Origin of the sequence: Hyphomonas sp. (assembly GCF_046313735.1) — a bacterium.
In the GTDB taxonomy this organism is placed as follows: domain Bacteria; phylum Pseudomonadota; class Alphaproteobacteria; order Caulobacterales; family Hyphomonadaceae; genus Hyphomonas.
Map to the genome: position 1 here is coordinate 1 of NZ_JBKBXW010000074.1, position 3,250 is coordinate 3,250.

The window sequence follows — 3,250 nt, forward strand, 5'->3', positions numbered from 1 at the left end:
AGAGCGTGAATGAGCTGATCGCCGACGGCCTTCCCATTTCTCTGGCCATCGGAGGCCTGACCATTCTGGTTGCCCTGATTGTCGGCACCGCGCTCGGAATCTTTGCCGGGCTCAGGCAGAATAGCGCGACCGATTACGGCGTGATGACCTTCGCCATGTTCGGCATATCCGTGCCCACTTTCGTAACAGGTCCGATCTTCATCCTCATCTTTGCCCTCGGCGCCGGTATCTTCGCGGTCGGCGGGCTCGGAACCTGGCCAAACATCGGCATGACCTGGCAGAACATGACCCTGCCCGTCCTGACCCTCGCCCTCCCCCAGATCGCCATCATCTCCCGCCTGATGCGCGCCTCGATCATCGAGACCATGCGCGCCAACCATATCCGCACCGCCCGCGCCAAGGGCCTCGCCGAGCGCGACGTGATCCTGCGCCATGCCCTCCCCTCCGCCATGCTGCCGCTCGTCTCCTATGCCGGTCCCGCGACCGCCAAGGTGATGACCGGCTCCGTCGTCATCGAAAAAATCTTCGGCCTGCCGGGCCTTGGCAGCTATTTCGTCGATGGCGCGCTGAACCGCGACTACACGCTCGTGATGGGCGCGATCATTGTGTACGCGCTGCTCATCATTGCGCTGAACCTGATCGCCGATATCCTCTATGCGATGCTCGATCCGAAGGTGAAGTACGACTGATGACGAGCCTCGATCCCATCCTTGATCCGAACGGGCGCGCCGCCGCCGTCACCCAGGCCATCGCCGGTGGCCGCTCCCTCTGGGACGATGCCCGCACGCGCCTGTTCCGCAACACGGCCGCCGTCGTCTCGATGTGGATCCTCGGTTTCATCGTGCTGCTCGCGGTGTTCGGCCCGATGGTCTGGGTGCATGATTACCGCTCGATCTCTGACGCGCGCACCATCGCGCCGACCTTCGAGAACTGGCACATCCTCGGCACCGACCTGCAGGGCCGCGACCTGTTCGCCCGCCTGCTGGTGGGCCTGCGCATCTCGCTGACGGTCGGCCTGGTCGCCACCCTGGTCAGCCTGATCATCGGCGTCACCTGGGGCGCCACCGCCGGCTATCTCGGCGGCCGGGTCGACAATTTCATGATGCGGATCGTGGACGTGCTCTACGCCCTCCCATTCATCTTCTTCGTCATCCTTCTGCTCACCGTGTTCGAGCGCAACATCGTGCTGATCTTCGCCGCCATCGGCGCCATCGAATGGCTGACGATGAGCCGGATCGTGCGCGGGCAGACGCTGGCCCTGAAGGGCAAGGAGTTCATCGAGGCCGCCCGCGCCGCCGGTGTCTCGCAGGCCGGCATCATCTTCCGCCACATCCTGCCGAACGTCATCGGCCCGGTGGCGGTGTATGTGACGCTGACGATCCCGGTCGTCATCCTGGCGGAGAGCTTCCTCTCCTTCCTCGGCCTCGGCGTGAACGAGCCGCTGACTTCGCTCGGCGTGCTGATCTCCGACGGCACGCGGATGATGGAGGACAAGCCCTGGATGCTGCTGGCGCCGGCCGTCACCATGTCGGTCACGCTGCTCTGCCTCAACTTCATCGGCGACGGCCTTCGCGACGCGCTCGACCCCAAGGACCGCTGAGAAAGTTGCGGAGTTCGCGGGGGTCTATCCCCGCTTTTTCCGGTGTTTTCCGGGCGCGGCTGAAGCTTTTTTCGGGGCGTGGCGGTGTGTGGCGGGCGCCGGTTACCTGATAGATTTCAAGGCTTGAGAGAAGGTCCCGGCTTTCGCCGGGGTGACAGGGCGCAGGTTTTTGTGCCGGGTTCCAATCCGACCCAGTCTTGCCTGGCGGTATACTCCCCCTTGAAGCCGGATCGTCCGGCTTCGGGTCGGGCGGCCAAACCTTGTCGGGTTCGAAGGCTGCCCAAACTGCGGATGGGGATTGCTCCGGGGCCACGGGGACATGCCTACCCATATGAACTTTTCCATCCGTCCCCGGACACCTGGGCCAAAGCCCCATCCGCAGGACCCTGTACAAGCCAAACCGGAAGGGCCGCGCCCTGTCCGGGCTTTCATGCTGTCTGGAACCGCGCCGCTTTCGCCGCCCCGTCAATTCAGTATAGGCTGCCCTAGACGAAACCAGCGGGGCGCGCGCTTGAATATCTGGACCATCCTGATCGGACTCGTACTCGCCCTCCTGCTGATCGCCGGGCTGTGGCTCTACACGCCCGACAAGGCGCAGGCAGAGCTGGAGGCAAAATATCTGCGCGATGCGCGCGATATGGTCGACGTCGCTGGCACCACGCTGCATGTGCGCGATGATGGCCCGGCGGACGCCCCCGCCCTCCTCTTCCTCCACGGTTTCGGATCGAGCCTGCACACCTTCGAGCCCTGGGCCGAAGCGCTGCAGTCCGACTACCGCGTCGTCCGCCTCGACCTGCCGGGCTCCGGCCTCTCCCCGCCCGACCCCACGGATGACTATACCGACACGCGCAACATCGCACTGATCCTGGCGCTGATGGACCAGCTGGGCATCGAGACGATCACCCCCATCGGTAATTCGATCGGCGGGCGGATCGCCTGGACGCTGGCGGCGGACCATCCGGCCCGCGTCGACAAGCTCGTGCTGATCTCACCGGATGGATTCGCCAGCCCCGGCTTCGACTATGACGCGCCGGCCGAAGTTCCACCGATGATGCAGGCGATGCGGTTCGCGCTGCCGAAGGTTGCTCTGCGCCCGACGCTGAAGGCGAGCTATGGCGACCCGTCCCGGCTGAGCGCGGCGACCCTCACGCGCTATCACGACCTGATGCTCGCGCCTGGCGGCCGGGGCGCGCTGATCAAACGCCTGGAGCAGACCGTGCTGACTGATCCCGCGCCGCGCCTTGCCCGCATCCAGGCGCCGGTCCTGCTGATGTGGGGCGAGAAGGACCAGCTGATCCCGTTCAGCCATGTCACGGACTATACTGGCGTCCTGAAAGACAGCCGTGTCGTCTCCTTCCCCGACCTCGGCCATGTGCCGATGGAGGAAGACCCGGTGCAGAGCCTGCCGCCGCTGAAGGCGTTCCTGGCGGAGTGAGAGGCCTGCCTGCGGGCAGGCCCACGAGCAAAGCGAAGGCGCAGCGGCCCCGAGCAGTCTAGAACATCGGGTATCTGGTCTGCGCCCATCTCTCGAACGGCTCATCCTGAGTATCCGTGTTGGTCAATGAGGTTTTGGGGTCCATTTTCGATTATCCCGGATGAGGGCGTTAGCGAGGATGGCGAGCTTTCGCATGATGGCGGTTAGGGCGAGTT

At 64.8% G+C, this 3,250-nt stretch carries 3 protein-coding genes and 1 pseudogene; 3 read left to right on the forward strand and 1 reads right to left on the reverse strand.

From position 1 onward, the window contains the following. From ACK4SV_RS16330 to ACK4SV_RS16340, 3 genes are all read left to right on the forward strand, one after another. Positions 1-689, forward strand: a 689-nt coding sequence (locus tag ACK4SV_RS16330) for an ABC transporter permease (protein ID WP_409918903.1), incomplete at its 5' end; no start/stop codon positions are given. Beyond that, positions 689-1,600: an ABC transporter permease gene (locus ACK4SV_RS16335; RefSeq protein ID WP_409918904.1), complete on the forward strand. Its 912-nt coding sequence runs from the start codon at positions 689-691 to the stop codon at positions 1,598-1,600. The genes ACK4SV_RS16330 and ACK4SV_RS16335, both read left to right, overlap by 1 nt. 517 nt (positions 1,601-2,117) lie before the next feature. Beyond that, positions 2,118-3,035, forward strand: a complete 918-nt coding sequence (locus ACK4SV_RS16340) for an alpha/beta fold hydrolase (protein ID WP_409918905.1) — start codon at positions 2,118-2,120, stop codon at positions 3,033-3,035. 123 nt (positions 3,036-3,158) lie between these two features. On the opposite strand, the pseudogene ACK4SV_RS16345 reads toward ACK4SV_RS16340, so the two are convergent. Then, positions 3,159-3,250: pseudogene (locus tag ACK4SV_RS16345) on the reverse strand (IS110 family transposase); the annotation flags it as partial.